At 69.2% G+C, this 25,399-nt stretch carries 28 protein-coding genes and 1 tRNA gene; 16 read left to right on the top strand and 13 right to left on the bottom strand.

Features of this window, described 5'->3' with window-relative positions:
* Position 1: 1 nt before the first annotated feature.
* Together ACTWPV_RS41405 and ACTWPV_RS41400 are read right to left on the bottom strand one after the other, a co-directional pair.
* The gene (locus tag ACTWPV_RS41405) at positions 2-976 is read right to left on the bottom strand and encodes a phosphotransferase family protein (RefSeq protein ID WP_443155968.1); all 975 of its coding nucleotides are present in this window, start codon (positions 974-976) and stop codon (positions 2-4) included.
* A gap of 68 nt (positions 977-1,044) precedes the next feature.
* Positions 1,045-1,686: a LysE family translocator gene (locus tag ACTWPV_RS41400; RefSeq protein ID WP_443155967.1), complete on the bottom strand. Its 642-nt coding sequence runs from the start codon at positions 1,684-1,686 to the stop codon at positions 1,045-1,047.
* A gap of 94 nt (positions 1,687-1,780) precedes the next feature.
* Between ACTWPV_RS41400 and ypfJ the strand changes: the two genes are divergently transcribed.
* Positions 1,781-2,740 carry a KPN_02809 family neutral zinc metallopeptidase gene (gene ypfJ / locus ACTWPV_RS41395; protein ID WP_443155966.1) on the top strand — a complete coding sequence of 320 codons (960 nt, stop codon included), beginning with the start codon at positions 1,781-1,783 and terminating at the stop codon, positions 2,738-2,740.
* 133 nt (positions 2,741-2,873) lie between these two features.
* On the top strand, positions 2,874-3,170 hold the full coding sequence (locus ACTWPV_RS41390; RefSeq protein ID WP_347647549.1) for a type II toxin-antitoxin system VapB family antitoxin: 297 nt from the start codon (positions 2,874-2,876) through the stop codon (positions 3,168-3,170).
* A gap of 68 nt (positions 3,171-3,238) precedes the next feature.
* Here ACTWPV_RS41390 and ACTWPV_RS41385 read toward each other — a convergent pair.
* The 4 genes from ACTWPV_RS41385 to ACTWPV_RS41370 all read right to left on the bottom strand — a co-directional run bounded on the left by ACTWPV_RS41385 (position 3,239) and on the right by ACTWPV_RS41370 (position 4,800).
* A tRNA-Ser gene (locus ACTWPV_RS41385) sits at positions 3,239-3,328 on the bottom strand.
* Between the two features lie 10 nt (positions 3,329-3,338).
* Complete coding sequence (gene tadA / locus ACTWPV_RS41380; RefSeq protein WP_347622981.1) at positions 3,339-3,794, bottom strand: tRNA adenosine(34) deaminase TadA; 456 nt, start codon at positions 3,792-3,794, stop codon at positions 3,339-3,341.
* The gene (locus ACTWPV_RS41375; RefSeq protein WP_347647548.1) at positions 3,791-4,267 is read right to left on the bottom strand and encodes a tRNA adenosine deaminase-associated protein; all 477 of its coding nucleotides are present in this window, start codon (positions 4,265-4,267) and stop codon (positions 3,791-3,793) included. The genes tadA and ACTWPV_RS41375 overlap by 4 nt, the downstream gene beginning before the upstream one ends.
* Positions 4,268-4,284: 17 nt before the next feature.
* On the bottom strand, positions 4,285-4,800 hold the full coding sequence (locus ACTWPV_RS41370; protein ID WP_443155965.1) for a tRNA adenosine deaminase-associated protein: 516 nt from the start codon (positions 4,798-4,800) through the stop codon (positions 4,285-4,287).
* 166 nt (positions 4,801-4,966) lie between these two features.
* On the opposite strand from ACTWPV_RS41370, the gene upp reads away from it, so the two are divergent.
* From upp to ACTWPV_RS41340, 6 genes are all read left to right on the top strand, one after another.
* Positions 4,967-5,605: a uracil phosphoribosyltransferase gene (gene upp, locus ACTWPV_RS41365; protein ID WP_347622978.1), complete on the top strand. Its 639-nt coding sequence runs from the start codon at positions 4,967-4,969 to the stop codon at positions 5,603-5,605.
* A 165-nt stretch (positions 5,606-5,770) separates the two neighbouring features.
* Positions 5,771-5,995: a hypothetical protein gene (locus ACTWPV_RS41360; RefSeq protein ID WP_443155964.1), complete on the top strand. Its 225-nt coding sequence runs from the start codon at positions 5,771-5,773 to the stop codon at positions 5,993-5,995.
* Between the two features lie 96 nt (positions 5,996-6,091).
* Complete coding sequence (locus ACTWPV_RS41355) at positions 6,092-6,250, top strand: hypothetical protein (RefSeq protein WP_165977494.1); 159 nt, start codon at positions 6,092-6,094, stop codon at positions 6,248-6,250.
* Positions 6,247-6,780: a PH domain-containing protein gene (locus ACTWPV_RS41350; protein WP_347647547.1), complete on the top strand. Its 534-nt coding sequence runs from the start codon at positions 6,247-6,249 to the stop codon at positions 6,778-6,780. The genes ACTWPV_RS41355 and ACTWPV_RS41350 overlap by 4 nt, the downstream gene beginning before the upstream one ends.
* Before the next feature lie 96 nt (positions 6,781-6,876).
* Positions 6,877-8,220 carry a helix-turn-helix domain-containing protein gene (locus tag ACTWPV_RS41345; protein WP_443155963.1) on the top strand — a complete coding sequence of 448 codons (1,344 nt, stop codon included), beginning with the start codon at positions 6,877-6,879 and terminating at the stop codon, positions 8,218-8,220.
* 99 nt (positions 8,221-8,319) lie between these two features.
* A complete protein-coding gene (locus ACTWPV_RS41340; RefSeq protein ID WP_347647545.1) occupies positions 8,320-9,000 on the top strand; it encodes a FadR/GntR family transcriptional regulator in 681 nt (226 codons plus the stop codon).
* Between the two features lie 14 nt (positions 9,001-9,014).
* Here ACTWPV_RS41340 and dnaN read toward each other — a convergent pair whose 3' ends face one another.
* The 3 genes from dnaN to ACTWPV_RS41325 all read right to left on the bottom strand — a co-directional run bounded on the left by dnaN (position 9,015) and on the right by ACTWPV_RS41325 (position 12,268).
* On the bottom strand, positions 9,015-10,112 hold the full coding sequence (gene dnaN / locus ACTWPV_RS41335) for a DNA polymerase III subunit beta (RefSeq protein WP_443155962.1): 1,098 nt from the start codon (positions 10,110-10,112) through the stop codon (positions 9,015-9,017).
* Positions 10,113-10,187: 75 nt separating this feature from the next.
* Positions 10,188-10,841 carry a response regulator transcription factor gene (locus tag ACTWPV_RS41330; protein WP_347647543.1) on the bottom strand — a complete coding sequence of 218 codons (654 nt, stop codon included), beginning with the start codon at positions 10,839-10,841 and terminating at the stop codon, positions 10,188-10,190.
* Positions 10,841-12,268: a sensor histidine kinase gene (locus ACTWPV_RS41325; protein WP_347647542.1), complete on the bottom strand. Its 1,428-nt coding sequence runs from the start codon at positions 12,266-12,268 to the stop codon at positions 10,841-10,843. Before ACTWPV_RS41325 ends, ACTWPV_RS41330 begins: the two co-directional genes overlap by 1 nt.
* A 108-nt stretch (positions 12,269-12,376) precedes the next feature.
* Here ACTWPV_RS41325 and ACTWPV_RS41320 point away from each other — a divergent pair, with 108 nt between their 5' ends.
* Positions 12,377-13,282, top strand: a complete 906-nt coding sequence (locus ACTWPV_RS41320) for an ABC transporter ATP-binding protein (RefSeq protein WP_443155961.1) — start codon at positions 12,377-12,379, stop codon at positions 13,280-13,282.
* Between the two features lie 5 nt (positions 13,283-13,287).
* Positions 13,288-14,010, top strand: coding sequence for an ABC transporter permease (locus ACTWPV_RS41315; protein ID WP_443156051.1), 723 nt, complete (start codon positions 13,288-13,290; stop codon positions 14,008-14,010).
* A 2-nt stretch (positions 14,011-14,012) separates the two neighbouring features.
* On the opposite strand, the gene ACTWPV_RS41310 is transcribed toward ACTWPV_RS41315, so the two are convergent.
* A complete protein-coding gene (locus ACTWPV_RS41310) occupies positions 14,013-14,927 on the bottom strand; it encodes an SMP-30/gluconolactonase/LRE family protein (protein ID WP_347647540.1) in 915 nt (304 codons plus the stop codon).
* Positions 14,928-14,983: 56 nt separating this feature from the next.
* Here ACTWPV_RS41310 and ACTWPV_RS41305 point away from each other — a divergent pair, with 56 nt between their 5' ends.
* Both ACTWPV_RS41305 and soxR read left to right on the top strand, forming a co-directional pair.
* A complete protein-coding gene (locus ACTWPV_RS41305) occupies positions 14,984-15,415 on the top strand; it encodes an Lrp/AsnC family transcriptional regulator (RefSeq protein WP_347647539.1) in 432 nt (143 codons plus the stop codon).
* A gap of 9 nt (positions 15,416-15,424) precedes the next feature.
* Complete coding sequence (soxR, locus tag ACTWPV_RS41300; protein ID WP_443155960.1) at positions 15,425-15,949, top strand: redox-sensitive transcriptional activator SoxR; 525 nt, start codon at positions 15,425-15,427, stop codon at positions 15,947-15,949.
* On the opposite strand, the gene ACTWPV_RS41295 is transcribed toward soxR, so the two are convergent.
* Together ACTWPV_RS41295 and ACTWPV_RS41290 are read right to left on the bottom strand one after the other, a co-directional pair.
* Positions 15,918-16,370, bottom strand: coding sequence for a universal stress protein (locus ACTWPV_RS41295; protein WP_443155959.1), 453 nt, complete (start codon positions 16,368-16,370; stop codon positions 15,918-15,920). The two genes, soxR and ACTWPV_RS41295, sit on opposite strands and share 32 nt — an antisense overlap.
* A gap of 110 nt (positions 16,371-16,480) precedes the next feature.
* Positions 16,481-17,092, bottom strand: coding sequence for a TetR/AcrR family transcriptional regulator (locus tag ACTWPV_RS41290; protein WP_443155958.1), 612 nt, complete (start codon positions 17,090-17,092; stop codon positions 16,481-16,483).
* Between the two features lie 75 nt (positions 17,093-17,167).
* Here ACTWPV_RS41290 and ACTWPV_RS41285 point away from each other — a divergent pair, with 75 nt between their 5' ends.
* From ACTWPV_RS41285 to ACTWPV_RS41275, 3 genes are read left to right on the top strand one after another with little or no spacing between them, the layout of a single operon-like run.
* Positions 17,168-17,845 (top strand): SDR family NAD(P)-dependent oxidoreductase, encoded by a 678-nt coding sequence (locus ACTWPV_RS41285; protein ID WP_443155957.1) that lies wholly within the window; start codon positions 17,168-17,170, stop codon positions 17,843-17,845.
* Entirely contained in the window at positions 17,839-18,408 is a 570-nt protein-coding gene (locus tag ACTWPV_RS41280) for a TetR/AcrR family transcriptional regulator (protein WP_443155956.1), read from the top strand. Before ACTWPV_RS41285 ends, ACTWPV_RS41280 begins: the two co-directional genes overlap by 7 nt.
* A 49-nt stretch (positions 18,409-18,457) precedes the next feature.
* Positions 18,458-19,630 (top strand): GDSL-type esterase/lipase family protein, encoded by a 1,173-nt coding sequence (locus ACTWPV_RS41275; RefSeq protein ID WP_443155955.1) that lies wholly within the window; start codon positions 18,458-18,460, stop codon positions 19,628-19,630.
* A 36-nt stretch (positions 19,631-19,666) separates the two neighbouring features.
* On the opposite strand, the gene ACTWPV_RS41270 is transcribed toward ACTWPV_RS41275, so the two are convergent.
* The gene (locus ACTWPV_RS41270) at positions 19,667-23,698 is read right to left on the bottom strand and encodes a replicative DNA helicase (protein WP_443156050.1); all 4,032 of its coding nucleotides are present in this window, start codon (positions 23,696-23,698) and stop codon (positions 19,667-19,669) included.
* A gap of 374 nt (positions 23,699-24,072) precedes the next feature.
* Here ACTWPV_RS41270 and ACTWPV_RS41265 point away from each other — a divergent pair, with 374 nt between their 5' ends.
* On the top strand, positions 24,073-25,374 hold the full coding sequence (locus ACTWPV_RS41265; RefSeq protein ID WP_443155954.1) for an MATE family efflux transporter: 1,302 nt from the start codon (positions 24,073-24,075) through the stop codon (positions 25,372-25,374).
* Positions 25,375-25,399 lie beyond the last annotated feature (25 nt).

The following is a 25,399-nucleotide window of genomic DNA, read 5'->3' as shown; positions in this document are numbered from 1 at the left end:
CTCAGCCCAGGCCCGCCTCCCCGGACGCGCTTCGCGGAGCCGGGGGCGCCGCCCGGACGAGATCCGCCCAGGGCGACGGCGGATCGGACGCGAAGAAGCGCAGAAGGCCCAGGAGCCGGCTGGCCGGCGGCGCGGTCCAGTGGCGCTCTCCTGGCTTCGGTACGGGATCCGCCAGGCGGCCGAGGGCCCAGGCGAGGTGGACCCACAACACCCGCCCCTCCCAGGAGCGCACCGAGGTGCCCTCGCCGGCCTCCTGGGAGTATCCGTCGAGCATGGCGGGCACGGCGCTCAGCGGTGTCTTGGCGAACTCGATCGCCGGGTCGGCCCACTGCGCGTCGCCCCAGTCCACGATGCCGGTCAGTACGGCCCTTCGTTCCGCGGCAAGCAGGTTCTGCGGGGCGATGTCGCCGTGCACCAGCACCATGGGCGGTTCGGCGGGAACGTACGGGCTGAGCGCGTCGAACCACCCGGTGAGCCAGCGGGCGGCGTCGGCGTCGATCCAGCCGTCGGCGCGGAGCCGGTCCACGAGCACCCGCGGATCCCCGGGGCTCCCGTCCCGGGGGACGGCGGACAGGCCGGCGTCTGAGGGCAGGCGGTGCAGCCTGGCGAGTTCCCGGCCCACCTGCCGGTAGACCTGCTCCGCCCGGTCCGCGGGCAGGTCGAGCCGCTCGAGGTCGGCTCCCCGCACCCGCTCAAGGACCATGTAGGGCACGTCCACCTCGGTGCAGGTGTCGTCGAAGGTCACCACGTCGGGAGTCCGTACGCCGAGGCGCCGGGCGGCGGGGATGACCGCCGCCTCCTTCGCGAGGTCGGCCAGGAACCGCTCGGTGCGCGGGATCCGCAACACCAGGTCGTCGCCGAGCAGGTAGGCCCGGTTGGCCACGCCGGAGTGCGTCGGGCGCACGGTCTCGACAGGGCTCCCGTGCCGGGCGGCGATGGCGGCCAGGGTCGCGCGGGTCGGCTCGAAGTCGTCCATGAGCGTGCATGCTGACAGACCGCCGCTCCGAGGTCTCATCCTTTTCCCGCGCTCCGCGACCGCGTGGCTCAGGCGGGGGCGAGCGCCTTGGAGCGGTCGGTCGCCATGAGTACGGCGAAGCCGCCGAGCAGGCTGCCCATGATGTAGCGCTGCACGCGCAGCCAGGCCGGGCGGCCGGCCAGGAACGCGGCCAGCGCCCCCGCCGAGATCGCGATCAGGCCGTTGACCGTGGTGGCGACCACGATCTGCGCGGAGCCCAGCGCGAGGCTCTGCAGCAGCACGTGGCCCATCGACGGGTCGATGAACTGCGGGAGCAGCGACAGGTACAGGATGGCGATCTTGGGGTTGAGCAGGCACGTCAGCAGGCCCATGCCGAACAGCCTGGCCGGCCGCTCCGCCGGGAGGTCGCGCGGCTGGAAGGCCGACGTGCCGCCGGGCTTGACGGCGTTCCAGGCCAGCCAGAGCAGGTAGGCGGCGCCGGCCAGCTTGAGCGCGGTGTACGCGGCCGGCACGTACGCGAAGACGGCCGTCAACCCGAGGCACGTCGCCGCCAGATAGACGGTGAAGCCGAGGACGACTCCGGCGAGGGAGATCAGGCCGGCCCTGCGGCCTTGGGCGATCGAGCGTGAGATCAAATAGACCATGTTGGGGCCGGGTGTGAGAACCATGCCCAGGGAGACCAGCGCAATCCCGATTATTCCTACCGTCATGTCGGTAGATTATCCGGTATATCCAGAAAAAACACCTTCGATGGCCACCCTGCGTATTCGCCAAACTACTGGGGATGACCCTTGCGGAGGTGACATGCAATTCGATGACGACGCGCCGCTCGACCCGTCGCAGGTCGAGGACGCACGCGCCACGCGCCCCCGACCACGCGGTGGCGGCATGCCAGGCGGCTGCATGGTGCCCCTCGGCCGGCGCGGCGGCTGCCTGACGCTGGCCCTGGCGGTGGCGGGGCTGCTCCTGTTCGGGATCGTCCCCTCGCCGTTCGAGGGCGACGAGAGCGGCCGGCAGGATGGCGAGCAGCGTGACGGGCAGACGCCGAGCGGCCCTCCGGCCCTCTCACCGAGCCGCAGCGGCAACCTGGCCGAACGCTGCCGGACCGGCGCCGACGCCGACCAGTCCGAGGACTGCCGCATCGTCGGCACGGTCAACAGCATCCAGTCGTACTGGCGGGACGAGTTCGGGCGGCAGGGCCAGATGGTGTACCGGCCGGCCAGGACCGTGCTGTTCTCCCGGACGGTCAGCACCGGTTGCGGCACGGCGAACTCCGCCGTCGGGCCCTTCTACTGCCCTCCCGACCGCAAGGTCTACCTGGATCTGACGTTCTTCGACGCCCTCCAGCGGGACTACGGCGCCGAAGGCGGACCTTTCGCGCAGGCGTACGTCGTCGCCCACGAGTACGGCCACCACGTACAGAACCTGCTCGGCACCATGGAACGGCTGGGCGGCGCCGGCCTGCCCGGCGCCGGCAGCGCGTCCGTACGCCTGGAACTCCAGGCCGACTGCTACGCGGGCGTCTGGGCGCGCAACGCGGTCAGGACCGGCTTCTACCAGGAGCCCTTCTCCAAGGCCGACATCCACCAGGCACTCAGCGCGGCCGCGGCGGTCGGCGACGACAGCATCCAGCGGCGCTCCCAGGGCCGGGTGAACCCCGACGCCTTCACGCACGGCACCTCGCGGCAGCGCGCGAAATGGTTCAGCAGAGGATATGAGAGCGGCCGGCCCCGTCAGTGCGACACCTTCTCCGGGGACATCTGAGCCGAAAAGCCGATCAAGAAGCGCGGGAAACCCCTTTTCCCACAGGGCCGGGAAAACTCGTATGCGCGTGCTCAGCTGGGCCGACGCACCGCGGATAACGCGAGGATTCGGATTCTCTCCTAAAATCAGGGGGGTGATCTTCAAGCTTGTCGGCGACGGACGCCCTTATCCCGAACACGGTTTGACGCCCCGAGAGTGGGCGCAGATCCCGCCACGGCAGGTCCGGCTCGACTCGTTGATCACCACGAAGGCCATGCTGGACCTGCATTCGCTGCTCGCCGCCGACTCCACGTTCTATGGTGATCTCTTCCCGCACGTGGTGCAGTGGCAAGGCGAGCTCTATCTGGAGGACGGCCTGCACCGCGCGTTGCGCGCCGCGCTCCACCAACGATCGATCCTGCACGCCAGGGTCCTGGAGTTGCCCGAATGAGCGCTGCCCGCGCCCCGGTGCGCGGGCACGCGAAAGGGCCCCCGAGATCTCGGAGGCCCTTGGGCGGATGGCGGTGGTGGTGGGATTTGAACCCACGGATGAGTTGCCCCATCACACGCTTTCGAGGCGTGCGCCCTCGGCCACTAGGCGACACCACCGCGAACGAGCTTACCGGATCCTGCGAGTAGCGAAGAACCGCTTTAGTACGGCGGAGCACTCGGCGGCCAGGACCCCCATGACGACCTCGGGCCGGTGGTTGAGCCGGCGATCGCGTACGACGTCCCAGAGCGAGCCCACGGCGCCGCCCTTCTCGTCGACGGCGCCGTACACGATCCTGTCGACCCGCGCCAGCACCGCGGCGCCCGCGCACATCGTGCAGGGCTCGAGGGTCACCACGAGCGTGCAGCCGGTCAGCCGCCACTGGCCGCGACGGGCGGCGGCCCGGCGGAGCGCGAGCACCTCGGCGTGGGCGGTCGGGTCGGCGGACGACTCGCGGTCGTTGCCCGCCGCGGCCAGGACCTCGCCGAACTGGTCGAGCACGACGGCTCCCACGGGGATCTCTCCCCTGTCGCCGGCCGTGGCGGCCTCCGCCAGGGCCAGGCGCATGGCCTCCTCGTGGGTCACCGCAACCGGTCGAGCTCGTCGGCGAACGACAGCCGCTCGGCGATCACCGACAGGATGTCGGCGGGCAGCATGCCCTCTTCCACGCTCAGCTCCAGCAGCTCTTCCGAGCTCAGCCCGAGGTCGCTGAGCAGCTCGAAGTCGCCGGCAGGGCGCACCCCGAGGCCGTTGCCCTCCTTTTCCGGGACCACTCCGGCGAACTCGGCGAAGAGCTCGCCCAGGCTGTGGGAGACGACCGCGTGCACGTCGGACAGGAAGACGCGCGGCTCGTCGTCGCCGCGGTAGCGGACGAGGGCGAACCACTCGTCCTCCACCTCGACGCAGAGCAGAGCCAGCTCGTCGCCCGCGAGCCCCAGCGTCTCCATGACGGCGTCACCGAAGTCGTCGACGATCTCGGCGTCATCCAGATCGACCTCGGCGCCGCTCCAACCATCAGAAGTCCTGACAAAAGCCGCAGAGAAGGTGTTGGCCGCCATGTCCGCGCTCCAGGGGGTCAGCCGAAGACCGATTCGATGGCCCGCTCGAACGGCTCGGAGAAGCCGAGCCGGGCAGCGATGCTGGACAACACGTCTTCGGGCAGCAGGTCAATGTCGCCGGAAAGGATGCCCAGCTCCATCTCGTCCAACCCGAGATCGGCGAAGATCGACAGATCTCCGGCGGGAAGCACGGTCTCCTCGTCCTGGAGGATCTCGTCGAGCTCCTCCTCGTCGGGGACGGGCACGTCGAGGTAGTCGAGCACCTGCTCCGCCAGCGGGAAGTCCCACGAGGCGGCGATGTCGGACAGGAACACCTCGACCCGCTCGCCCAGGACCCGCAGCGCCACGAAGAACTCGTCGCCCACGGCGACCAGGCCGATCGTGCTGCTCTCACTGGGCTGCTGCCTGAGGGCGTGGATCAGCCCCTTCAAGTCGGACGTGAGCGTGCTGGGCAACAGCCCGGCATCCCAGCGATCGTCCTCGCGATAAACCACGATGGCGAAGTCGAGAGCGTCTTCGTCTGTCATCGCCATCTCCACCCGACCTCTGACACGACAGATATCACCAACACCTCATGGTTCCAGAGTCGGCCACCGGCCGTGTGCCTCTCCGACCAAATTGTGATCAAAACCGATGAGGTGAGCGGCCCTACGCAGCACCATCTGCGTCCCCAGCCGTCACGAGATAGCGTGGTCCTCTATGGAAACCCTCGTCGTCGACCATCCGCTCGTGGCACACAAGCTGACCGCGCTGCGGGATGTCCGCACCGACTCGCCGACGTTCCGCAGGCTCGCCGACGAGCTGGTGACGCTGCTCGCGTACGAGGCAACCCGTGACGTGCGCGTCACCGACGTCACGGTCGACACGCCTGTCTCCCCCGCCCACGGCGTCCGGCTGGCCAAGCCGCACCCGCTGGTCGTGCCCATCCTGCGCGCGGGGCTCGGCATGCTCGACGGCATGACCCGGCTGCTGCCGACGGCCGAGGTCGGGTTCCTCGGCATGATCCGCAACGAGTCGACGCTGCAGGCGGAGACCTATGCCACGCGGTTGCCCGACGACCTGTCCGGGCGCCAGTGCTTCGTGGTCGACCCCATGCTCGCCACCGGCGGCACGCTGGCGGCGGCCGTGCAGTTCCTCTTCGACAGGGGAGCCGTCGACGTCACGGCCATCTGCCTGCTGGCCGCGCCCGAGGGCCTGGCCCACATGGACAAGGTGTTCGCCAGCTCCGGCAAGCCGATCCGCGTGGTGACCGCCGCGCTCGACGAACGGCTCAACGACAACGGCTACATCGTGCCGGGGCTCGGCGACGCCGGCGACCGGCTCTACGGCGTGGTCTGAGCGGTGTGAGCAGAAGCACTGTCGCGAAAAGTCCTTTTTCCGTCACGCGGAGTCGTCACTTCGTTACATACTGTGGTTGAGTGGGTACGAAGAGACAGGAAGGCAACTTCCGCATTGCGCGTGGGGGAGCACGATGAGCGACATGCCCGGTGCCGAGGTGTTCTCGTGAACGATCACACCAAGGCCGATCCGATGCCGTACGCGGAGGTAGAGGCGCTGCTGCGCGACGAGTTCGCCGGCATCCATTCCTCGACCACCGTAACGCGCTGTGTCGAAGCAGCGCACTACGGCGCGCTGGAGGTCACTGGCTACGCCCATCCCAGCCTCGTGGAGCGCATCGCGCGTAAGCACCTACACGTGCTGGCTCTGGTGGCCAGCGAACGTGGTTAGCAAGATCCGAACATACCCGCCAAGTTACCTTTACCCGGGCACCCGGGTGGGTAATGTAGACGGTGGGTGGAGTGGGTAAGTGGCACGGAGGCGACAGTGCAGGTCAAAAAAGTCCTCACATACGGTGGTATCGCATTTGTCGCGTACTACCTGTTCGCGCGACCAGCTGACGCCGCGGATGCGGTGAGGGGAGCGTTCGACACGGTGTTCAACGCGGCCGACTCGCTGGCCCAATTCGTGAACAGCCTCGCATGAGACTTGTGACCCACGGGGACTCCGCTCCGTCGTCGGTCAACCGCTACCTCCTCCCCCACGAACAACAGGTCCTCATGGTGCGGCGGCACCCTGCCATCCTGCTCCGTCCGGTCGCCGAGGTCTTCGGCGGCCTCGTCGTCGCCGGGTTGCTCAGCAGCTTCTTCGGCGGCGCCGAGGCGGGTGGCACGGCGCTCGTCGTCGTCTGGTGGCTGTGGCTCCTGCTACTGATCCGTTTCGTATGGAAAGTGGCGGAGTGGTCGGTCGATTACTTTGTGGTGACGTCCACACGAATGTTGCTGACCACCGGGCTCATCACCCGCAAGGTCGCGATGATGCCCTTGGGCAAGGTCACCGACATGAGCTTCCAAAGATCTCTGCTTGGGCGCATGCTCGGTTACGGTGAGTTCATCCTGGAGTCGGCAGGTCAGGACCAGGCACTGTCAACGGTCGAGTACATTCCGTATCCGGAGACCCTGTACCTCGAGGTCTGCCAGATGCTTTTCCCCGGCAAGGACGACGGCGACGATTAATCTCCCTGCGGGGAATTCTTCACGCGGGGATACCCGATTCGGCTACTTCATGCAATCATTGCGTGTTGTTGACCCTTCCCCGCCTTGAGAGATGAGATGCCGAGTCAGGGAACCATCGGTGACCGCGTCCGAGGACTGCGGCTGAACAGGCGGATGTCCCAGGCCCAACTGGCCGGACCCGACCTGTCTGACAGTTATGTCTCGCTCATAGAGTCGGGCAAGCGCACGCCGACTCCTGTCGTGGCCCGGCTGCTCGCCGAGCGACTCGGCTGCACGACCGAGTTCCTGCTGCACGGGATCGAGCCCCGCCAGCGGATCGACACCGAGCTGGGGCTGCGCCATGCCGAGCTGGAGTTGCAGCACGGCGACCCGTCCACAGCCGCCGACCGTTTCACGGAGATCGTGAAGGCGGCCGACGAGGAAAACGCCATGCTGACCGCGCACGCCCGCTTCGGCAGGGCGCGCGCTCTGGAGGCGCAGGGCCGGCTCGGCCAGGCCGTGGAGGCCTTCGAGCGCCTGCGCAGGGAGGCGTCGGCCCACCCCGAGCGGCTGGCCGACCTGCCGCTCGCCATCTCGCTGAGCCGCTGCTACCAGCGGGCGGGCGACCGGCTGCGCGCCCACGATCTCGCGGTCTCCGCGCTGCGGCAGGCCGAGCGGCTGTCCATCACCCAGGGTGAGGTCGCCATCGACCTGGCCACCGCGCTGGTGGAGTCGCGCAGCGGGCGCGAAGACGACTCCCCCGAGCTCGACTACGTCAAGAGCGTGCTCGACGCGACCGGTGTCCCACAGGTTGTGGACCGTTCCGGAGAGATCAGGGCGCTGTGGGAGGCGAGCTCGGCCGCCGCCGCGGGCGAGGACTCCGCGCTGGCCGTCAGCCTGGCCGACGACGCGATCATGGCCGGGCGCGAGACGCGGCTGGCGCTGCAGCTCGCGCGGGCCGCCATGCACTGGTCGCGGCTGCCCACGGCGGACATCGACGAGGCCGAGCGGCTCGTCACGGCCGCCTCCGAGGCATTCGCCGCCTTCCCCGGCACCGTCCGCGAGCACGGCGAGAGCCTCGTGGTGCACGCGCGGGTCCGGCTGCGGGCCGGCGACCCGGCGCGCGCCGGCGAGCTCGCCACGGTGGCCCTCGGGCTGTCGCACGACCGGTTGGGCACGACTGCCGCCGAGGCGCACCTCGTGCTGGCCACCGTCGCGCTCGACCTGGGCGGCGACGCCGCGGCCCACGTGCGCGACGCGCAGGGCCTGCTCGCCGGGCTCGACCGGCCGGTGTTCGGCTCCGATCGGCAGGCCGCACGCTGCTGGCGCGAGCTGGGCGACCTCTACGGCAGGATGGGATCCGTGACCCAGCAGACCGCGGCCTACCACAAGGCGCTCGAGTCGGCCGGAGTCCGCTCCGCCATGGCGGGGGTGACGGTCGACGCCACAGTTTCTCGCTGAACCTCCGGGAGCTCCAGATTTGGCTTTTCGAGTCTGGAATAATTAGGGTCTACCAGTCATTCACTCATAGGATGATTGGTTTCCCGGAGGAGGCGGACTGTGAGTCTGCGTACGGCGCAGCGAGCTTCGCTCGTCGACCAGGTGATCGATCAGCTCAAGGAGCAGATCACCTCAGGGACGTGGCCGATGAACGGCAAGATCCCTACCGAGACGGTGCTTGCTGAGCAGCTCGGTGTTGGCCGCAACACCGTTCGGGAGGCCGTACGCGCGCTCACGCACGCCGGACTGCTCGAATGCCGCCAGGGCGACGGCACCTACGTCCGGGCCACCAGCGAGCTGTCCGGCGCGATGTTGCGGCGGTTGCGCCAGGCCGAGCAGCTCGAGATCTTCGAGGTGCGCCGCGCGCTCGAGGTCGAATCGGCGCGCCTTGCCGCCACCCGGCGCACTGACGAGGACATCGAGCGCATCGAGGCGGCGCTGGCCGAGCGCGACCGGGCCTGGGAGCTGGACGACCCCGATCTCTTCGTGGAGGCCGACCTGGCCTTCCACATGGCGGTCGCGCACGCCACGCACAACCTGGTGCTGATCGACCTCTACGAGGACTTCTCCGCGGCGCTGCGGGCCAGCATCACGGCCGCGGGCACGTCGCTGAACAAGAGCTACATCCCCCACGACGCGATCGCCAGGGCCATCGCCGCCGGCGACGCCTCCGCCGCCGAGCGGGCCGGGCACGCCTGCATGGAGCACATCCTCATCGCCCTGACCGAAGCCGAAGCCTGAACGTCAGGCAGGAGTCATGACTGGCGCAGCGACATGACGAGGTAGCGGAAGGCGGGCTCGGCGTCGCCGGGCACGTCCTGGATGAGGGCGGGCCTGGTGGGCGACTCCATGTTGATGCGCGCCAGCTCGCTCTCGATGCCGGTCAGCCCGTCGAGCAGGAACTGTGACTGGAAGGCGATCTGGATGTCGTCGCCGCGCAGCTCGCACTCGACCACCTCGGTGCCGCGCCCGATGTCGCCGCCACCGGCCTGGATGAGCACCTGGCCCTGGCTGAACGACAGCCGGATCGCGGTGTTGCGCTCGGCCACCAGCGCCACCCGCTTGATCGCGTTGACGAACGGCGCCACGGCCACGTCGGCCCTGATCGACCAGTCGTCGGTCAGCCTCGCGCGATAGTCGATGAACTGCTCGTCGAGCAGGCGCACGGTCGTGCTGCGGCCGACGCTCTCGAACCCGGCGACCCCGTCGCCCATCGAGATCGACACCTCGCCGCCGCGCAGCGACCTGGCCACCTCGACCAGCACCCGCGCCGGCACCATCGCGGAGACGGCGACGTCGGAGGCGACCGGGCGCCAGGTGAAGTCGCGGGCGGCGATGCGATAGCGGTCGGTCGCCGCCATCGCCACCGACTCGCCCTCGATGTCGACCCTGATGCCGGTGAGCATGGGCAGCGTGTCGTCGCGGCTGGCCGCCGGCGCGACCTGCCCGACGGCGGAGGCGAACACGCCGCCGCCGATCGCTCCGACGCTCGGCGGCATGGCCGGCATGGTCGGGAAATCCTCGACCGGCATCGTGATCAGCCCGAACTCGGCGCTGCCGCAGGTCAACACCGCCTCGGCGCCCTCGGTGACGATCTCGACGTCGTCGGCGGGCAGACTCCGGCTGATCTCGGCCAGCAACCGGCCGGGGATCAGCACGCTGCCCGTCTCCGCCACGTCGGCGTCGACCGCGGCCCGCGCGGAGACGTCGTAGTCGAACGCGGACAGGGTGAGCTCGTCACCCGCCTCCAGCAGCAACCCGGACAGGACAGGCACCACAGGGCGGCTGGGCAGGACACGGGCGGCCCACGCCACCGCATCTGCCAAAACATCGCGGTTAACCCGGATCTTCACCTGTTACCACCTCTTCGTCGCCGTGCCCCTACGAAAATAGCCGCTACGACCGACAACTCGGGGCGGGCGGCGAGGCTAGCGGCTGTTGAGGTAGGCGAGCACGGCCAGCACCCGCCGGTTGTCGTCGTCGGACGGCGCCAGGCCGAGCTTGCCGAAGATGGAGGCCGTGTGCTTGGCCACGGCGCTCTCGCTGAGGTAGAGGCGCTGGGAGATGGCCGCGTTGGACCGGCCCTCGGCCATGGCCTCCAGCACCTCGCGCTCGCGGGGCGTCAGCGCGGCCAGCGGCTCGTCCCTGGCGTTGCTGGCCAGCAGCTTGGCGATCACCTCGGGGTCCATGGCCGTGCCGCCCTCGGCGACCCGGCGTACGGCGTCGACGAACTGCTCGGCGTTGAAGACGCGGTCCTTCAGCAGGTAGCCGATCCCGCCCGAGCCGTCGGCCAGCAGCTCGCGGGCGTAGAGCTGCTCGACGTGCTGGGACAGCACGAGGACCGGCAGGCCGGGCACCTTCTCCCTGGCCGCCAGCGCCGCCTTCAGCCCTTCGTCGGTGAACGTGGGCGGCAGGCGTACGTCGACGATCGAGACGTCGGGGCGCAGCTCCACCAGGCCCTTGAGCAGCTCGGGCCCGCTCTCCACGGCCGCGACGACCATGAAGCCGTGGGCCTGGAGCAGGTGGACCAGCCCATCTCTGAGCAGGTAGAGGTCTTCGGCGACGAGCACGCGGTTCTTCATCAGCAGAACACCTTGGCCGCTTGCTCGCCGGCGAGCAAGCGCTCGCGGTTGTGGGCGGCCGGGATCCTGATGGCCAGGACGTGCATGACGAGACCCACCGTGATCATGCCGATGATCGTAGGCCACTGCCAGAACTCCGGCATGTACAGCGCGAGGAACCAGGTCTTCTGCTCGACGCCCAAGGCCTTGAAGACGCCCGCCACGACCCCCTGCGGCATCGTCGGGCACCAGGCCGTCGCCCACAACATGACGACCGCCACCGTCTTCCAGCGCGGCATCTTGTGCAGGTCGCCCGCCCAGTGCTCGGGCAGCACCCGGGGCATCTCCATCGTCACGGTGGTGGGCCCGCCCGGCGGGCTGGAAAGGGCGAGCACGCCGTCGAAGGCGGCCAGCCGCCGTTCGATGCCGGAAAGACCGGTGCCCTTCGACGGGTCGGCGCCGCCCATGCCGTCGTCGGTGACTGAGATGCGCAGGTGAGGGCCGTTGGCGCTGACGTCGACCAGCACCTTGCGGGCGTTGCCGTGCCGCGCCGCGTTGGAGAGCAGCTCGCTGACCGCGAAGTAGACCGCCGCCTCCACCGGCGCGTCGGGCCGGTGGGGCAGGTCGACGTCCACGGTGACGTCCATCGGGCTGTCCATGGCGAGCGCGCGGATGGCGTCGGCCAGCCCGCGCTCGGCCAGCACCGGCGGGTGGATGCCCCGGATGACCTGGCGCAGCTCCGTCAGCGTCTCGGAGGAGGCGTCCCTGGCCTTGGCCAGCAGCGCCTTGGCCGCCGTGGGGTCCTTGTCGACGAGTTGCTCGACAGCGCCCAGCGTCATGCCGATGGCCACCAGCCTGGCCTGCGTGCCGTCGTGCAGGTCGCGCTCGATCCTGCGCATCTCGGCCGCCTGGGAGTCGTTGGCCAGGTTGCGGGTGCGCTTGAGATGGCTCACCTGGCCCGCCAGGCGGCTGGCGGTGGTCGCGCCGAGCAGCAGCTCGCTCCACTGCGCGTAGAGGCGCAGCCCGCGCGCGGGAAGCACGATGAACAGCGGCACCAGCAGCGGCTTCACCACCACGTCGAGCACCAGCCAGAGCAGGTCCCGCCACGAGCCCGGGTCGGACAGCAGCCACTTCCACCGGTTGTTCCACTCCGGGATCCGTGGCGTCTTGTAGAGGGTGCGGTCGGAGCGGTACATGCCGTCGGCCTGCGGCACCGGGGGCGGCGGTGCCGGCAGGTACGGGGGCTCGATCTCGATGTCCGTCCACCTGCGCATCAGCCGCCGGTTCAGCTCCGCCAGGCGCCGGACCATCATCACCTGCCACGGGAACAGGAAGACCATGCCCAGGCCGAACGTCAGCAACATCATGAGCCCGGCCAGCGGGATCGCGGGCACCTCGAGGACAAGAAGCGCGAGGAGCACCAGAATCCGGCCGAAGCTTCGAAGCATGCCTCCAGTCTGGGGCAACGCCGCGCCAGGGTCACTGCATCTAAGTACACCCTTGGCGGGCATCCACCCGGATTCCCCGGAAGAGCACGGCTTCCTAGCGTCGATGGCATGAAAATCATCGAGGTCAGGAACCTGCGCAAGCAGTATCCGAACCACGTGGCGGTCGAGGACGTGTCCTTCGAGGTGGCGGAGGGCGAGATCTTCGGCATTCTCGGCCCGAACGGCGCGGGAAAGACCACGACGGTGGAGTGCGTCGCGGGCCTGCGGGCGCCGGACGGCGGCACCGTACAGGTGGCGGGGCTCGACCCCCAGCGTGACCGGATCGAGCTGCGGCGGGTGCTGGGCATGCAGCTGCAGAGCGCCGAGCTGCCGGAGAAGATCAAGGTGCGGGAGGCCATGGACCTGTACGCCTCCTACTACCCCCACCCCGCGGACTGGTCCGAGCTGATCGAGCAGGTCGGGCTCGGCGGCAAGCGCGACACCCTGTTCAGGGAGCTCTCCGGCGGGCAGCGCCAGCGGTTGTCGGTCGCGCTCGCGCTGGTGGGCAGGCCGCGCGTGGCGGTGCTCGACGAGCTGACGACGGGGCTCGACCCGCAGGCCCGCAGGGACACCTGGGAGCTCGTCGAGCAGGTACGCGATTCCGGGGTGACGATCGTGCTCGTCACGCACTTCATGGAGGAGGCCGAACGACTCTGCGACCGGCTCGCGCTCATCGACGCCGGCAGGGTCGCCGCCACCGACACGCCGTCGGGGCTCATCGCGCAGGTGGGCGATGAGCAGCGGGTGAAGTTCCGGCCGTCCGCGCCCGTCGACGACGCCGTGCTGCTCGCCCTGCCCGAAGTGCGCGGGGTCGCCAGGAGCGGCGACCAGATCGTGGTGACCGGCTCCGGCAACCTCGCCCCCACCGTCACCCTGGCGCTCGCCCAGCAGCAGATCGTGCCCGGAGACCTGCGTATCGAGCAGGCCACACTCGACGACGCGTTCCTCGCGCTCACCGGAAGGAAGCTCACGTGAAGAAGATGCTGATCGTGGAGACCAGGCTCTACCTGCGTGACTGGCCGTCGTTGTTGTTCACCGTCGGGCTGCCGGTCGGCCTCCTGCTCGTACTCGGCCTCAGCATCCCGTTCATGACCGAGGCGAACGCGTCGGGCGAGCGGCCGATGGACACGCAGATGCCCAGCATGATGACGCTGCTCGCACTGCTCACGCTCGCCTGCAACATCCTGCCCGCGGTGCTCACCACCTACCGCGAGCGGGGCGTGCTCAGGCGGATGTCCACCACGCCCGTGCATCCGGTGCGGCTGCTCGGCGTGCAACTGCTGATCAACCTGGTCGTCGGCGTGGTGTCCGCGGCCATCCTCATCTCGGCCGCGGCCGCGGTGTTCGGCTCGCCGCTGCCGGGGCAGCCGGTGGTCTTCGTCCTCGTGCTCCTGCTCGGCAGCGCCGCGCTGCTGGCCATCGGGCTGGTGATCGCCGCCCTCGCGCCGAACGGCAAGACCGCTCCCGGCATCGGCGCCGTGGTGATGTTCCCGCTGATGTTCCTGGGCGGGATGTGGGTGCCGCGCGACATCATGCCGGACGCGCTGCGCACCGTCAGCGACTTCTCCGTGGCGGGGCCGTTCGCCCAGGCGCTCAAGGACGCCTGGGCCGGACAGTCTCCCGAGCTCGGGCACCTCGCGGTGGTGGCCGCCGGACTGGTGATCTTCGGTGGGCTGGCCGTACGGCTCTTCCGGTGGGAGTGAGGCTAGCGCGCGGCCCAGACAGGCGGCGCGCCGGTCACGTTGCTCATCAGCGAGTAGAGCGAGGTCGAGGCCGTGATGAACATGCGGTTGCGCTTGGGCCCGCCGAACACCAGGTTGGCGGTGAACTCGGGCAGCCTGAGGCGGCCGATCAGCGTGCCGTCGGGGTCGTAGCAGAGCACCGCCTTGCCCGCCGCGGTCCAGACGCGGCCGGTGTTGTCGAGCCGGATCCCGTCGAAGTTGTCGCTCTCGGTGCCCTCGGCGAACACCTCGCCGCCCGCGAGGGAGCCGTCGTCGCGCACGTCGAACACGCGTACGTGCCTGGCCCGCGTGTCGGCGACGTAGAGCCGGCTCTCGTCCAGCGAGAAGGCCAGGCCGTTGGGCCGGACGAAGTCGTCGGCCACGATGCGGACCTCGCCCGTGGCCGGATCCGCGCGATAGACGTGGCAGCCGTCGATCTCCTGCTCGGCCGCGTGGCCCTCGTAGTCGCTGAGGATGCCGTACGGCGGGTCGGTGAACCAGACGGAGCCGTCGGAGCGCACGACCGCGTCGTTGGGGCTGTTGAACCGCCTGCCCTGCCAGCGGTCGGCGATCACCGTGATCGAGCCGTCGTGCTCGGTGCGGGTGACCCGGCGGTTGCCGTGCTCGCAGGTGATCAACCGGCCCTCGCGGTCGAGGGTGTTGCCGTTGGAGTAGCCGGACGGTTGCCGGAAGACCCCGACCGCGCCGGTCGTCTCGTCCCAGCGGAGCATGCGTTCGTTGGGGATGTCGCTCCAGACGAGGAACCGGCCGGCCGGGAAGTAGACCGGGCCCTCCGCCCAGCGGGTGCCGGTGTGGAGGCGTTCGACCCTGTCGTCTCCTCCGATGGCGGCGAACCGCTCGTCGAGCACCTCGAACTCAGTGGGGATCGTGTCCGTCATGTCATCCACCATACGTAGTTCGGATCTTCCGACGAACTACGATATATCATCTTGCCGTGGACGATATCGACAGAATGCTGATCGGCCTGCTCCAGGACGACGCGACGCGGTCGTACGCGATGCTCGGCAAGGCGGTGGGGCTGTCCAGCGGCGCCGCGCACGAACGCGTACGCAAGCTGCGCGAGCGCGGCGTCATCAGGCGCACGACGATCGAGGTCGACCAGGAGGCGCTCGGGCGCACGGTGACCGCGTACGTGCTGGTCGACGGCAACACGTGGATGGGTGACAGCGGGGACAGGCTGGCCGCGATCCCGGAGATCGAGGAGGCGCACGTCATCGCCGGGCCCGCGTCGGTGCTGCTCAAGGTGCGTACGAGCGGGCCCAAGGAACTGCAGGACCTGCTGCGCCAGGTCTTCCAGGTGGACGGGGTGACGGGCACGCAGACGGTCGTCGTCCTGCAGACCCTCTTCGAACGGACCCTCAAGTAAACTCCAGGTATGACGAAGGTCGCCTGGAACACACGAGAGCTCACCGTAGGCCAGCTCGCCGAGCGCAGTGGCGTCGCCGTCTCCGCCCTGCACTTCTACGAGTCCAAGGGCCTCATCACGAGCCGCCGTACGTCCGGAAACCAGCGCCGCTACACCCGCGACAGCCTGCGCAGGGTCGCCTTCATCAGGCTGGCGCAGCGCATCGGCATCCCCCTGAAGACCATCAAGGACGCCCTCAGCCGGCTGCCCGACGAGCGCACCCCCACCCGCGACGACTGGGCCAGGCTGTCGGCCGCCTGGCGCGGCGAGCTCGACGACCGCATCGAGCAGCTGCAGCGGCTGCGCGACGACCTCACCGAGTGCATCGGGTGCGGCTGCCTGTCGCTGGACCGGTGCCCGGTGGCCAACCCGTACGATCGGCTGGGCGACGAGGGGCCGGGCGCGCGGCGCATCGACACCCGGTTGTGCCCGCCTCAGACGCGTTGCTGTGACACAGGTGCCGCTACGACGGCTCCTTCCGCGGGGGGACGATGAGCGTGGGCCGGCCCGCGTGGTGCAGCACATGGTTGGAGACGCTGCCGAGCAGCACCGATCTGACCCCCGCCAGGCCGCGCGAGCCGATGACGACGAGGGAGGCGTCGATCTCGTCCGCCACGTCCACGATCTTCTTCCAGATCGACTCGTTGTCGGCCACCGCCCGATAGGTGACGTCGGCCATCCCTCCCGCGATCGCCAGCTCGGCCCCCTCCTTGGCGTGCTGCTCGGCCTGCGCGTGGGCCGCGTCCTCGGCACCCGCGTCGAACGCCGCCGCGGCCAGCGGATATCTCTTGATCTGAACGAGCAGCGGCTCCCACACCGTGACCACGACGGTGGGCTGGGCGGTCAGGTGCTTGGCCGCGAACTCGATGGCGGCGCGCGAGTCGGCCGAGCCGTCGTAGGCGACAAGGATGGTCATGGCGTTCTTCCCTTCGCTTCGCTCTTTCAGCAGAGCACCGAAGCTCCACCGGTGAAGCACCGAAGCGATCGGGCGCCATTCCGGGGCCCGCTGTCTGCTTGGTCACACCGTCACGGGCGGACGGGATCGGCGTCCCCGCCATCGCGTGCCGCGATGTCGGCGGGGTAGCGAAGGCCGTCGAAGAGGAGCGCGGTGATCCGGGTGGCGTTCTCACGCCAGCCCTCCGTGGCGCGCAGGTTGCAGACGCCGCCCATGGCACGCAGGAGAGTCTTGCCGTTGATGTCGGTACGGATCGTGCCTGCCGCAGATCCGGCGGCGAGCAGGCGGTCGAGACTGGCGGCCATCTGTGAGCGCGCGTCGTCGAAGACCGGGGAGTCCGTCGCCATGATGCTCGCCAGCGCGGCGCCCATTCCCTTGCCGATCGCGGCGTGCTCCACCAGCAGGAGCAGGAATCGCCGCAGGGCCTCGCCAGGGGCGTGCTGCTCCAGGAGTCTCGGCGGCGCCGCGCAGAGTTCGGCGACCTCCTGCCGGTAGACCTCCTCGACAAGGGCTTCGCGCGTCTCGAAGTGGCGGTAGAGCGTGCCGACGGCGACGCCCGCCCGACGGGCGATGTCCTCGACGTGGGCACCTTCCTCGCCGGCGAGGAAGGCGGCACGTGCCGCGGCGAGCAGAGCGGCCCGGTTCCGCTGGGCGTCGGCACGCAGTGACCGTGACGATGACAACAGTCCCTCCATAAGGTGAATCGGGTTCAGTATAGTTTCCGGAGTCCGGTTCACTTTAGCGAAGGAGCAGGAGTCATGACAGTGCCAGAAGAAGGCCTCAGGGGCCTGCGTGTGCTGGTCACCGGCGCGAGCCGCGGCCTGGGGGCGGCCACCGCCCGCCGCTTCGCCGAAGCCGGAGCGAACGTGCTGACCGCCTCGCGAAGCGTGCCCCCGGAGGGGTCTCCCGGCATCTTCATCCGCGCGGACCTCGCGAGCGCGCAGGGCGTGGCGGAACTCGCCCAGAGGGTGATCGACGCCGTCGGCGGCGTCGACGTGCTGGTCAACAACGCGGGCGCGACGACCGGAGCCATACCGACGTTGGAGCGTTCCGACGAGGCATGGCGCTCCGACCTCGACATGAACCTGCTCAGCGCCGTCCGTCTCGACCGGGCCCTGGTGCCGGGGATGGCGGAGCGGGGCTCGGAGCACCTCCAGCGGATCGCCGACAGCCAGGGCACCGGCCTGGAGGAGCTCAAGCAGCGGATCGTCGACCACCTCGACGTGCCGATGGGGCGGCCGGGCGAGCCCGAGGACGTCGCGGAGATGATCGCCTTCCTCGCCTCCCCCGGGCGAAGTGGCTCACCGGCGCCCAGTTCCGGGTGGACGGAGGAATCATCCCGGCGGTGTGACCGCCCGCCTCCGGGTCGGCCGTTGCCTAAAGCTATTAGGCAAATGCCTTATAGTTGTCGGCAGACAGGAGGAAGCTTATGGTGAGAGCAGGGCTGACCCCCGAACGGCTGACCCGGGCGGGAGCGGAACTGGCCGACGAGGTCGGCTTCGACCAGGTGACCGTTTCTGAGCTCGCCCGGCGGTTCGACGTCAAGGTCGCGAGCCTCTACTCGCACGTCAAGAACTCCCAGGAGCTCAAGACCAGGATCGCCCTGTTCGCCCTGGAAGAACTCGCCGACCGGGTGGCCGCCGCCCTGGCCGGGCGTGCCGGCAAGGACGCCCTTTCCGCATTCGCGGACGCCTACCGCGACTACGCACGCGAACACCCCGGCCGCTACGCCGCCGCCCGGCTCCGGCTCGACCCCGAGACGGCGGCCGCCAGCGCCGGCATACGGCACTCGCAGATGACGCGGGCGATCCTGCGCGGCTACGACCTGACCGAGCCGGACCAGACGCACGCGGTCCGGATGCTGGGCAGCGTCTTCCACGGCTACGTCAGCCTGGAGACGGCCGGAGGCTTCAGCCACACTCCCGTCGGCACGCAGGAGTCCTGGGCCTGGATCCTGGACTCCCTCGACGCCCTGCTCCGCGACCGGGCCACGTCCTGACCCGCACCGCCGCGACGGCGGATGAACGCTTCGAAGAACGGCAGAGATAATGATCACCGATTGGATCACGACGCCCGTCACCGCGGACCTGCTGCGCGGTTTCCTCGACGTGGAGACGACCGCGCACGGCCTGCTGCCGCACCGGCTGCCCGCCCGGGCGCGCCGGCAGATCCCTGACGACCGGCTGGCCATGGCCGAGGCGCAGCCCTCCGGCGTACGGTTGGCCCTCCGCACCCGCGCCACCACGATCGAACTGGACACCCTGCCCACCAAGCGGGTCTACCAGGGGTTCCCGCCCCCGGCCGACGGCGTGTACGACCTGCTGGTCGAGGGAACCCTCGCCGCCCAGGCCACGGTGGCCGGCGGCCGAGTCCACACGATCAACGACATGGTCACCCAGTCCGCAGAGGTGCGTGAGGGACCCGCCGGCACCGCCCGGTTCACCGGCCTGCCGGCAGGTGACAAGGACGTCGAGATCTGGCTCCCGCACACGGAGATCACCGAGCTGATCGCCTTGCGCACCGACGCCCCGGTCGAGCCGGCACGAGACAGCGGGCGCAGGGTGTGGCTGCACCACGGCAGCTCCATCAGCCACGGCTCGAACGCCGCCCACCCGACCGCGACCTGGCCGGCCCTGGCAGCCGCCGGAGGCGAAGCGGAACTGGTCAACCTGGGATTCGGTGGCAGCGCGCTGCTGGACCCGTTCACCGCCCGCGCGATGCGCGACACCCCCGCCGACCTGATCAGCGTCAAGCTCGGCATCAATGTCGTCAACGGCGACGTGATGCGGCTGCGTGCCTTCACCCCCGCGGTCCACGGCTTCCTGGACACCATCCGCGAGGGGCATCCGACCACTCCGCTGCTGGTCGTCTCCCCCATCCTGTGCCCGGTCCAGGAGGACACCCCCGGCCCGCTCGCGCCCGACTACGACGGCGTGACCCTGCGGTTCAAGGCCACGGGCGACCCGGCAGAGCGCGCCGCCGGGCGCCTGACACTGAACGTCGTCCGCGACGAGCTCGCGCGGATCGTCGACCAGCGTAGGGCCGACGACCCGAACCTGCACTACCTCGACGGCCGTGCCCTGTACGGCGAGAGCGACTACGCCGAATTCCCGCTGCCCGACGCGATCCACCCCGATCCCGCAGGGCACCGCCGGATCGGCGCGAACTTCGCGCGGCTGGTCTTCGGCGACGGCGGCCCTTTCGCCGCGAAGACCGGCTGACGGCACCGGCCCGGCCGCGCGGCCCTTGGCGAGCCGCTAGTGCTGGGCCATGTCGACGAACCGGCTGTAGTGGCCCTGGAACGCCACCGTCACGGTGGCGGTGGGGCCGTTACGGTGCTTGGCCACGATCAGGTCGGCCTCGCCCGCCCTGGGCGACTCACGCTCGTACGCGTCCTCCCGGTGCAGAAGGATCACCATGTCGGCATCCTGCTCGATGCTGTTGTGGACAGATATGCCATTCGCGACGAAGTTGTGGGTGCCTGGCACCGTGGCATCGTAGACCGGCTGCTCACCCAGGTGTTCGATTGAGGCGATCTCGTCCCAGAACACATTGTTCGTCGCCAACATCTCGAGATCGGAATCGCCGAGAATCGCAGCCACCCTGCCAAGCCGTCCCCGGCTCGGTGCATGCTTCCACAGCGTGCTACCGCAGAACTGGGTGCCGAGCTCGGCCGCGAACTGGCGATGACTCACGCCTCGTTCTGCCAGAACGCCTCGAACGCGGTCCCAGACCTCCCGCGGAACCGTGTCGACATTGGCATTACCCTTGACCTCCTGGAGGAGAGTGATGCATCGTTCGGCCTGCTTCGAACGCTCGCCATGCGCCCCCACCTCCTTCAAGAACCGGAGTTGGTTCTCCGCACCGTAGACGAACAACTGATAGCACGGCCGGTGGTTGCCCTTTCTCGCCTCTTTGACGCGAGTCGTCACGTTGCACCGCAGAAGCAGTCGTGCGACGTCATCGACCAGCCGTCGGCTCGTCGAGGCATAGTAGATCCTTGCCTGCCCCACCTTGTCGTCCCACCAGATGCACCCATCAGTTGCCCAAAGGTGCCGGAGGAACAGGGCGAGCTGCCGTGTTGGAAGTGAGAAAACTCCGTCAGGGACAAATTTCTCGTGGCTGCGAAGACCGAACAACCCCATCCTGTCCAGCCAAGCGGCGATCGGATTGCGTTTGCCATGTGTGAGCCGGTATGGGGCAGGGAGCCGCAAGGTCGTAACCCGGGCGGCGGCATAGTCGTCCCGGACAGCGCTGATACCAAAGCTCTTGACGGCTTCTGTCACGGTCGCCAGGCACGCCTCATCCTGACTCGCATAGCGGATCGGCTGCCGCTTGACGAAGGATCCGTCGCCGATCATGTGGGCGAGCAGGACGACCTCGTCCTCCCGCCACTCCTGAAGCTTCTGAGGTGCTGAGACGTGTCGTGGAACAGCAAGCCGCACTCCAGGCCGAAGCTCGCCAAGGGGCCGCCACCCGTCGTAGGTCAGGAAAGGGTGGTTTGCCGTCGCTTTGATCTCCAAGCCGGACTTCAACCGCAGCCGGAAGACGTCCTTCACACCGCTGGAGAACACGTGGGTCATGGTCCGCGGGACAAGCCGGAGCCTCTCGTCAAGGGACCACACCGGAATGTCACGCGCCCCCGACTCCAGCAGGTCGCCCAGCGACACCTCCGAGCCGGTGTCGGCCCGAAGAATCCGAGTATCTGCGGTCAAACAGCCCGACTCCCTCAGGTCGGACACCTGCGGGCGTTTGTCGGTGCGTTGTTCGGGGCCTCGGTTGAGCTGGGAGATCGCGATGACGGGGACCTCAAGCTCCTTGGCCAGCAGCTTGATGGCACGGGAGATCTCGGAGACTTCGTTCTGGCGGCTCTCGACCCTCTTCGGCGAGCTCATCAGCTGGAGGTAGTCGATGACCACGAATCTCAGGTCGTTACGCTGCTTGAGCCGCCGGCACTTGGCCCGGATCTCCATCATCGACATGTTGGGCGAGTCGTCGATGAACAGCGGCGCCTCCGCCACCTCGCTCATCCGGCGGGCCAGGCGGGTCCAGTCGTCGTCGCCCATCATGCCGGAGCGCATGGCGTGCAGCGCGACCCGCGCCTCGGCGGACAGCAGGCGCATGGTGATCTCGTTACGGGACATCTCCAGCGAGAAGATGACCGTGGTCATCCCATGCTTAATAGCCGCAGACCGGGCGAAATCCAGCCCGAGCGTGCTGTTGTGCGTCGGTATACAAGATCTGCTCACAAGGTACATGTGGTCGGCGTTGTCCACTTCAACGCATCGGACGGGGCGCGATGGGACAGGGCGGACGTCGACGATGTAGCGGACCAGCGTGGTCGGGTGTGCGGCGCCGACCTGCCTGGACGCCTTGCGGGACAGCCGGAAGACCTTGTCAGGAGCGGTGAAGTTGATCATGTAGCAGGTGGAGGAGTCCTCGGTCCTGCCCTTGACCGGCTTCGTCCGCATGGTGGCCTTATAGCCGAGGCTCAGGATGAGCTCGAGGGCGTCATGGGCGAGTCTTCGGTTCGTCAGCGCGAGCTGGATCTGCCCGGCTGCGCTGACATAACCGTCAGTGTCGAGCAGGCCGGCCAGCAGTTCACGCCTCTGCTGCTCCGACCCACGCAGGTAGACCTGCGGGATGTGCTTGTCACGGAGGACTCCGAGCGTACGCAGAATGCCCTGAACGGTGCCATGACTCCTGTGGCACTCCTGACAACGTCGCAGGCCGCTCGTAGGCCTACCACAATCAGGACACGTCGGTGCCGCGACGAATCGCGCCTCGCCTCCACAGGTGCGGCCGCACGTGCGCACCTCGGCAGTCCGCGGGACGAACGTGGAACCGCACACCACGCAGGCACGGACGCCGGCGGGCTCCGGCTCGGGAAGACTCATGCGATAGGTGATGGCGGAGCCCGCTCGCGTGATGCGCAGCCCTTCGGCCCTCAGATTAGCGATGATCTCCGGGTCGGTCGTGGTGAAGCGTGCCGCCGCGCTCTCGCCGTCACCGAGCCAGACCCCGAGCGCGTACGGCGGCAGCGGCACCTCCTGTGGCGCGAGGTCGAAGGGCGCCGCGACCGCCACCGCGTGGTTGGGCCGGTTGTCAGACGCACAGCGCAACGAAGCCGCGATCTCCTCAGTGGTGACCACGCTCTTGTGCTCTGCCGTCAGGGCTGCGTTGTTCGGCGTCGTGACGCGTGCGTAGAGGGCTCCGAAAAGCTCCGCCGCCGGATAGGCCGGGAGGTGTCGTACGCAGTCGGTGCGGATCGGCCCGCCCACGTGGGCAGGGATCTTGCCGACGGACCGGATCTCCTTCTGCACCGTGTGCAGGACGTGGCGGAATTCCTCCCCCACGAGCGCAAGCGCTTCGCGGTGAGTGACCGGCTTGTCAGGCTCGGTACAAGCCGACCGGCAGGCTTCTTCCACCCGCCGTACCGCTGCGTCGGACCAGTAGAGAGCTCGGCCGGCGTGCGCGGCCCGCCGGGACGCGCGGGTGGTGGTGCGCCACTGATGCTGAGCGTCCGCCACGATCACGGTGCCGTCGCCGAACTCCACCTCATAGCACGGCCGGGCGTAGATGATGTCCGTTGCGGCGACCACCCGCGTCGGGCGTCCGTCGGCTCCGATCAACTGATCGCCGACCTTGACCTCACCCATCGTCGTCCAGCCCGTAGGCGTGGGCAGCGGGGTGTCGAGCGCGAGCGCCTTTCCGATGGCCGGGCGGGCGGCCACGACGATCATCTGGCCGGGGTGGAGGCCGTTGGTGAGCTGGTCGAGGTCCTGGAAGCCGGTGGGCACGCCGACCATCTGGCCGCCGCGGCTGCCGATGGCCTCCAGCTCGTCGAGGGCGCCGGGCATGATGTCGGCCAGCGGTGCGTAGTCCTCGGACGTGCGGCGCTCGGTGACCTTGTAGATCTCGGCCTGGGCGCGGTCGACGAGGTCGTCGACCTCTTCGTTCTGGCCGCCGTAGCCGTAGGAGACGATGCGGGTGCCGGCCTCGATGAGGCGGCGGAGGATGGCCTGCTCCCGGACGATCTTGGCGTAGTAGCCGGCGTTGGCGGCGGTGGGGACGACGGCCGTCAGCGTGTGGAGGTAGGCGGCGCCGCCGACCCTGGCCATCTCGCCGCGCTTCTGCAGCTCGTCGAAGACGGTGACCGCGTCGGCGGGCTCGCCCCGGCCGTAGAGGTCGGTGATGACGTCGTAGACCATCTGGTGGGCGGGGCGGTAGAAGTCGTCGGAACGCAGGATCTCCACGACGTCGGCGATGGCGTCCTTCGACAGGAGCATGCCGCCGAGCACCGACTGCTCCGCGTCGATGTTGTGCGGCGGGGTGCGCTCGAAGCCTGGACCTGCGCCACCGGTCTCTTCGTCAATGCTCACCGCGCCCCCTCGAACCTCGCAGGCGGTCGCACCACCCCCACTTGTAGTCGACCGGTCTGACAGTTTCGCGGAGTCGCGGTCAGTCGGCAACGTGGCCTGTGGACAACCTTGTGGTCAAGCTGTGCACTATCGCCCCCAGCCTGTGAAAGGCCTGTGGACGAGGCTGGGGATAACTCTTTCGGGTTTCCGCAGCGACCGTCCTGAGCTGGGAAAAGACCGTCCACCGGCTGTGGAGGGAAGAAAGTTTCCCCGACATGCCGTGTAAGGCTCATAATGGACTAGTGCCCATTACCTCCAGAGACCGGGAGATTCTGCGACTGGCTGTGCCCGCGTTCGGCGCGCTGGTCGCCGAGCCGCTGTTCCTGCTGGCCGACTACGCCATCGTGGGACACGGCCTGGGCACCACCGCGGTGGGCGCGCTGGGCGTGGCGGGCGCGGTCCTCACCACGCTGGTCAACCTGTGCGTCTTCCTCGCCTACGGCACCACGGCCTCCGTGGCCCGGCAGACGGGCGCCGGCAACCACGACCGGGCCATGCGCAACGGCGTGGACGGGATCTGGCTGGCGCTGGGCATCGGCGTCGCGCTGATCGCCGTGTGCTGGCCGCTCGCACCAGCCATCGTGGAGGTGTTCGGGGCGGCTCCGGAGCAGAGCACGGAGGCGGTGACGTACCTGCGGATCAGCCTGCTCGGCGCGCCCGGGATGCTGGTCGTGCTGGCGGGCACGGGCGTGCTGCGCGGCCTGCAGGACACGGTCACGCCGCTGGTGGTGGCCGTGGGCTCGTTCGCGCTGAACGCGGCACTCAACGCGTGGTTCGTGCTGGGGCTCGGGTGGGGCATCGCCGGGTCGGCCTGGGGCACCGTGCTCGCGCAGACGCTCGGCGCGGCCGTCTACCTCGTCGTGGTGGTCAGGGGCGCGCTGCGGCTCGGTACGGCGCTGACGCCCCGGCTCGAAGGGCTCAGGCAGGCGGGCACGGCCGGGTTCGCGCTGCTCATCCGTACGGCATGCCTGCGAGTCGTGCTGCTCGTGGCCACCATGGTCGCCACCAGGATGGGCCAGGCCGAGCTGGCCGCGTTCGCCATCGCCACCCAGGTGTGGACGCTGCTCGCCTTCGCCCTCGACGCCATCGCCATCGCCGGGCAGGCCATCACGGGGCGCTCGCTCGGCGCGGGCGACGTCGCCGCGACCAGGGCCGCGACCAGGCGCATGGTCCAGTGGGGCACCTGGTCGGGCATCGTGCTCGGCGTGCTCGTCATCGCGGCGCGGCCGCTGCTGCCGGGGCTGTTCGACGCCGACCCCGCGGTCACCGCGCTGCTGCTGGCCGTGTTGTGGCCGGTGGCGCTGTTCCAGCCGGTGTGCGGGGTGGTGTTCGTGCTGGACGGCGTGCTGATCGGCGCGGGCGACCAGCGTTACCTCGCGTGGGCCGGGGTGTGGACGACGCTGGCCTACCTGCCTGCCGCCCTCCTCGCCGCCGGTTTCGGCGTGGTCGCTCTCTGGTGCGCGCTCGGGGTGTGGATGTTCGCGCGCCTGATCACCCTGGTACGCCGGGCCGCCGGCACTGCCTGGCTGGTGACCGGGGCGTGATCTGCTCGTGCTTGCCGCCGCCCAC

The organism is Nonomuraea sp. KM88 (assembly GCF_052245635.1).
Taxonomy (GTDB): Bacteria; Actinomycetota; Actinomycetes; order Streptosporangiales; family Streptosporangiaceae; genus Nonomuraea.
This window is presented reverse-complemented; position numbering and strand designations above follow the sequence as displayed.